This window comes from uncultured Thiodictyon sp., assembly GCA_903837595.1.
Lineage (GTDB): Bacteria > Pseudomonadota > Gammaproteobacteria > Chromatiales > Chromatiaceae > Thiodictyon.
The window spans coordinates 1-5,065 of the sequence record CAILVI010000302.1 but is presented as its reverse complement, the minus strand read 5'-3'; the positions used below and the strand labels follow the sequence as shown (position 1 = coordinate 5,065).

Below are 5,065 nucleotides of genomic sequence, written 5' to 3'. Positions count from 1 at the left end.
GGTATAGCGTGTGCGCCGGCTCATCCCCAATACCCGGGCGACATACGCCACACCGCCCAAGCCAATCTTCAAGGCCTCCAGCGCGGCGTAGCGGCGGCGATGGTCCTCCGGCAACGACCGACACACTACACGCGCATCGTCTCCTCGTGGGCGGCCTCGTAACCGGCAAACTCGTTCATGGTAGCGACGGGTATCCAAATATCCGGCGCCCATGGTCGCAGGAAGACCGCGGTTTTTCAACTGCGTAGCAGCCGCTATACATAAATCCCCTGAGCTAACATGAGTAACTTGTTAATGAACCGTTCCTTGGCGCAGTTCGAGCCGAAACAGCAGAGACGGAAAGCTAGCCGTGCATGATACGCTGGGTACTGAAACGGCATCAATCGGAACTCATGATAAACGTCAATCCTGCCCAATGATGAGGAACAGAGACAACGATGAAAAAATTCATACGGAGACGGGCGGCGACCGCGCTAGCGACGGCAATCACCTCGGTCGTCCCCGCCCATGCTGGGCAGCTCGGGAATCCACCAAGGGGCGGCCTCGGCGACTGGCGCCGGATCGGGACCACGCACGCCAATCATACCGCGGACCACGATACCATCCGCGTGCCGGGTCCATTCGATAATTTCCGCCGAATCAAATTCTAAGGTCACCGACGCACCCCTGAACATGCAGCGCATGATTGTCACTTACGACAATGGCGCCCCGGACCGCATTGAGGTGCGCCAGAATATCCCCAAGGGCGGCGAGAGCCGCGTGATCGACCTCAAGGGCGTCGGCAGACGCAGCATCCGCAAGATTGACTTCTGGTACGACACCAAGGGGTGGCTGAACGGCAAGGCAGACGTGACCCTATTCGGGATGAAGTAAGTTTATGTGCGCCAAATATCATTATGGGGAGACTCCAGGGGCTGTCCAGGAATTGCCAAGGCATGCGCGGCCGCTAGCGGCCTCGGCGCGCACCGAACACGAGCAGCGGAAAAGAAATGAGTCTGAGTTCCAGAAGTCTAGCCGCCGCGCTCGGCAGCTTGCTGTACGCCGCCACTGCGCTCGCGTAGGCGCAGGGTGTGCAGCCCGCCGCGGTCCTGTTCGAGAACGTGCGCATCTTCAACGGTACCGCCGACCGGCTCACGGCACCCTCGAATGTCCTCGTGGTGGGCAACGTCATCGCGTCGATCTCGACCGCACCCATTGCGGACCCGCCGGGCACCGCGGTGACCCGAATCCACCGGTGGCGGACGCACGCTCATGCCGAGCCTCATCGACAACCATGTGCACGTCCTGTTCAGCGCCAGCTCCCAGCCGGAGCTGCTCGACCCGACGATGGCGGTCGAGGTGTTGCAGGCGCGGGCGACCGAGGAGGCGAAGCAGATGCTGCTGCGCGGCTTCACGACCGTGCGTGACCTCGGGGGGCCGATGCTCGCGGCGCGGCCGGCGATCGACCGGGGCGAACTGCCGGGCCCGCGCATCTACCCAAGCGGGGCCATGATCTCGGAGACCTCCGGTCACGGCGATTTTCGCCTCCCTCAGGAACGCGCGCACCGTCTTCGGGCGAGATCTCCCGTGGCGAACTGCTCGGTGGGGCCTTCATCGCCGATGGGCGCGACGAGGTGCTGACCGCCACGCGCGAGAACCTGCTCGCCGGTGCGACCCAGATCAAAGTCATGGCGGGCGGCGGGGCCGCCTCGGCGTACGATCCGCTCGACGTCGCGCAGTACACACTCGACGAGATGAAGGCGGCGGTCGAGGCGGCCGACGACTGGGGCACCTACGTCGCCGTCCACGCCTACACCCCCAAGGCGGTGCGGCGTGCCGTGGAGGCCGGTGTCAAGTGCATCGACCACGGCCAGTTCCTCGACGAGGACACCGTCAAGCTGCTCGCCGAGAAGGACGTGTGGCTCAGCCTGCAGGCGCTCGGCGAGGCGCCACCGACGGCCCCGCCCGGCACCCGTGAGAAGAAGCACCAAGTGGTCGTGGGCGCCGACAACGCCTTCAAGTGGGCCATCCAATACGGCGTCAAGCTCGCCTGGGGACCGACTTCCTGTTCGCGCCCGCCAACAACCCGAATCAGACCGCCGACATCGTGAAGCTGACGCAGTGGATGACGCCCGCCCAGGCCCTCAAGCTGGTGACCCACGACAACGCGCAGCTGCTCGCGCTCTCCGGTCCGCGCAACCCCTATCCGGGTCGGCTGGGTGTGGTGGAGGAAGGCGCGCTCGCCGACCTCCTGCTGGTCGACGGCGACTCGCTCGCGAAGCTCGATCTGCTGCTGGACCCCGGAAAGACTTTCGTGGTGATCATGAAAGACGGGGCGATCTACAAGAGCACGCTGCAGTGAACTGTTCGCCCGACCGACGCGAGCGACGGGCGGTATTGGTGGAGGGCGACGACATCGCAGCCCCCCTGTACCACCGTCCTCGGACGACGCCTTATGGCCCTCAGCGTCCGTTCAACTCAGCTTCCCAGTTCGCTGCTTATGTAAATCCGCCGCGGTCATGAACGCATACCGCTCGGACCCCTACGACTTAACATAAAGAACATTAGCGGCCACGTTGCTGTGGGGGCCGTAGCCCTAATGGTTATGTAAAGCTGGCGCAGCCATAAGCGATCACCGTTCCTGCCCCGCCAAATAAAAGTGATTAGGGGGCTGTCGCCCATGTAGGCACCAAGCGCTCCGGCGGCCCTCAGCATATGGCATGACGTACTTTTCCCCGGATTTAGCCACCCGTGAAGTAGAATTCCCATCCTGCCTCAACTGCCTTGTGACCGTTTTCCGGAGCGGCAGCTATGACTATAGCTGCGAACTCCAGAGACGATATATTCAGTCAGGCCCCTTGTCCACTTACCTGTGTCCATCGCAGTCGTTTGCGAACATTGAGAGCCTGTCTAGAAGAGCCGGTAGCGGTGTCGGTAAGCCGCGGAATGGTAAGGCTGCCTGAGTAGGGAACACTTTCGTTTACCCCAACGCAGAACGGACCATCAGTGGCTTACGTTGGCAGCGTCGGGCGGAGAGGGAAAATCCACCCCAGGGGGCTGATCATCTCGCGGTCCACCGGTTCTCGCGTCAGCCGTCGCGGCCGGAGGTCGCGCCGATGTCGCCGACGCGGCCCGATCGCCGGGCGCGACGGAGGTTGGCCGAAAACCGGCCGGAATCCTGATCAAAAGCCGGCTGGGGTATACAAAAGGGTGGCCGCCACGGGATCATATCGTTGTCGAGACGATCCTTTGCAGGAGGACCCCATGGCGGCCATTGAACTGAGCTTAGTTGACTGGCGCGCGGTTGAGGGGCGTAGCGATCTGGATCGCTTCTATCTGGTGCGCGATCATCTCCCAGACGCCCGGTTGGTGCAATACCTGGAGGTCATGCGCGGCGCGGGACGCGATGACTATCCGGTGGCGGCGATGTGGAACGCGGTGCTGGCCGGGGTGGTGTTCCAGCACCCCTCGATCGAGGCGCTGATTCGCGAACTCGGGCGTAACCCGGCATTGCGGGAAGCCTGCGGCTTCGCGGTGTTGCCGCTCCAGAAGAAACCCCCGGCGCACGTGGTACCGGACGCCGACACGGGGCGGATGACCATCGCCTATGCGGCGCCGGAAGCCGCCCGCGCCGCGGTGCCCGGGAGTTGGAATTTCTCGCGTTTTCTCGCCAACGTGATCGAACAGACGCTGGGGATGGTGACGCAGATGATCACGACGCTGCGTGAGCAACTGATGGAGGTCCTGCCGGCGTTCGGGTGCCACCTGGGCTACGACGGCAAGGCCATCGACAGCCACAGCACCGGGCGGGTGAGTCGCACCACCGGGGCGACCTCCGATCCCGATGCCGATTGGGGCAAGCACGAGACCAGCGGCGTTGACGCCAGCGGCAAACCCTGGAAAAAGATCAAAAGTTGGTTCGGCTACGGTGTCCACCTGATCGCCGACACCCACTACGAAATCCCCGTGGCGATGCACCTGACCCCGGCCTCCCATGCCGAGCAGATCCAACTGCGCGTCATGCTCAAGGAGATCTTCGCCGAGACGCCCGAATTGGCTGAGCGCTGCCGTGACTTCAGCGCTGATCGCGGCCTGGACAGTACCGAGACCAAGACCCTGCTGTGGGAAACCTACGGCATCCGCCCCCTGATCGATACCCGCGAACTGTGGCGGGAAGAAAAGCAACACCCCGATTACGATCCAGCGAAGCCGATCACGCGCCCGCTCTTTCCCGAGCGCGTGGACACCATCGTCCATACCGAAAAGGGCAGCGTCCATTGCATTTGCCCGCAGACCGGCGAACAACGCGACTTGGCCTTCCAAGGCTTCGAGGCCGATCGCAATGCACTCAAATACCGCTGCCCGGCCGCCGCCTATGGACTGGAGTGCCAGGGGCGTGAACGCTGCCACCAGGCCGGCGGGGTCACGCCCGGGGAGTATGGACGGATCGTGCGGATCAGCCTTGATGACCATGATCGACGCATCTTCGTGCCGACCCCGCATGGCAGCCCCAGTTGGCACCGCGGTTATAATCGGCGCAGCGCCCTGGAGCGAATCAATAACCGCATCGACCACAGCTTCGGCTTCGAGCGGCATTTCATCCGCGGCTTGGCAAAAATGCAGACCCGGGTCGGTTTGGCGCTGGCGGTCATGATGGCCATGGCCCTAGGACACGTCAAAGACGGACGCCTCGGGCAGATGCGCTCGCTGGTTCAGCCCATCCCCGCGACCGGGTAACCGCACGGTCCGCCGCGTCGCGTCAGGCCTCCCGCGCGTTGCCTGCGGGCGTGGTTGTCCGCGGGAAAGAGTTGTTGAGAACCCTTCTCAACTGGGAGCCGCAGCGACCCGCGGTCGGCCGCGTCCGCCACACCACGGCTGCGCTTCGGGTCCGCCTGATCCCGGCGCAACCTTGCGGCACCCAAGAAAAACGTCGCAGCGCAAACGGCTCCAGCATGAACAGCATCGCCATCATGACCAAGGCCATGTGGTGATGCCAAGCCCGCCAGCCACGCGCCTGGTAGTGATCCAGTCCGGCGTGGCTCTTACCATCTTGGAAGGTGCGTTCCACCCAGAAGCGCTGCCCCTG

6 protein-coding genes and 1 pseudogene are annotated in these 5,065 nt (G+C 63.6%); 5 read left to right on the top strand and 2 right to left on the bottom strand.

The window, feature by feature from the left end:
• Nucleotides 1-681: 681 nt before the first annotated feature.
• On the top strand, nucleotides 682-873 hold the full coding sequence (locus QZY44_RS16625; protein WP_295448494.1) for a hypothetical protein: 192 nt from the start codon (nucleotides 682-684) through the stop codon (nucleotides 871-873).
• A 137-nt stretch (nucleotides 874-1,010) separates the two neighbouring features.
• Here the strand turns inward: QZY44_RS16625 and QZY44_RS16620 are convergent, their stop codons facing one another.
• On the bottom strand, nucleotides 1,011-1,253 hold the full coding sequence (locus QZY44_RS16620) for a hypothetical protein (protein ID WP_295448492.1): 243 nt from the start codon (nucleotides 1,251-1,253) through the stop codon (nucleotides 1,011-1,013).
• Between QZY44_RS16620 and QZY44_RS16615 the strand changes: the two genes are divergently transcribed.
• From QZY44_RS16615 to QZY44_RS16600, 4 genes are all read left to right on the top strand, one after another.
• The gene (locus QZY44_RS16615; RefSeq protein WP_295448489.1) at nucleotides 1,252-1,620 is read left to right on the top strand and encodes an amidohydrolase family protein; all 369 of its coding nucleotides are present in this window, start codon (nucleotides 1,252-1,254) and stop codon (nucleotides 1,618-1,620) included. The two genes, QZY44_RS16620 and QZY44_RS16615, sit on opposite strands and share 2 nt — an antisense overlap.
• Nucleotides 1,614-2,090 (top strand): amidohydrolase family protein, encoded by a 477-nt coding sequence (locus QZY44_RS16610; RefSeq protein ID WP_295448486.1) that lies wholly within the window; start codon nucleotides 1,614-1,616, stop codon nucleotides 2,088-2,090. Before QZY44_RS16615 ends, QZY44_RS16610 begins: the two co-directional genes overlap by 7 nt.
• Nucleotides 2,087-2,341 (top strand): hypothetical protein, encoded by a 255-nt coding sequence (locus QZY44_RS16605; RefSeq protein ID WP_295448484.1) that lies wholly within the window; start codon nucleotides 2,087-2,089, stop codon nucleotides 2,339-2,341. Before QZY44_RS16610 ends, QZY44_RS16605 begins: the two co-directional genes overlap by 4 nt.
• A 902-nt stretch (nucleotides 2,342-3,243) precedes the next feature.
• Nucleotides 3,244-4,716: a transposase gene (locus tag QZY44_RS16600; RefSeq protein ID WP_295448482.1), complete on the top strand. Its 1,473-nt coding sequence runs from the start codon at nucleotides 3,244-3,246 to the stop codon at nucleotides 4,714-4,716.
• A gap of 22 nt (nucleotides 4,717-4,738) precedes the next feature.
• On the opposite strand, the pseudogene QZY44_RS35820 reads toward QZY44_RS16600, so the two are convergent.
• Nucleotides 4,739-5,065 (bottom strand): annotated as a pseudogene (locus QZY44_RS35820) (hypothetical protein); the annotation flags it as partial.

Coding starts and splice junctions, on each gene's coding strand:
- QZY44_RS16625 (WP_295448494.1), top strand. CDS start 682: ATGATTGTCACTTACGACAATGGCGCCCCGGACCGCATTGAGGTGCGC.
- QZY44_RS16615 (WP_295448489.1), top strand. CDS start 1,252: ATGCCGAGCCTCATCGACAACCATGTGCACGTCCTGTTCAGCGCCAGC.
- QZY44_RS16620 (WP_295448492.1), bottom strand. CDS start 1,253: ATGAGCGTGCGTCCGCCACCGGTGGATTCGGGTCACCGCGGTGCCCGG.
- QZY44_RS16600 (WP_295448482.1), top strand. CDS start 3,244: ATGGCGGCCATTGAACTGAGCTTAGTTGACTGGCGCGCGGTTGAGGGG.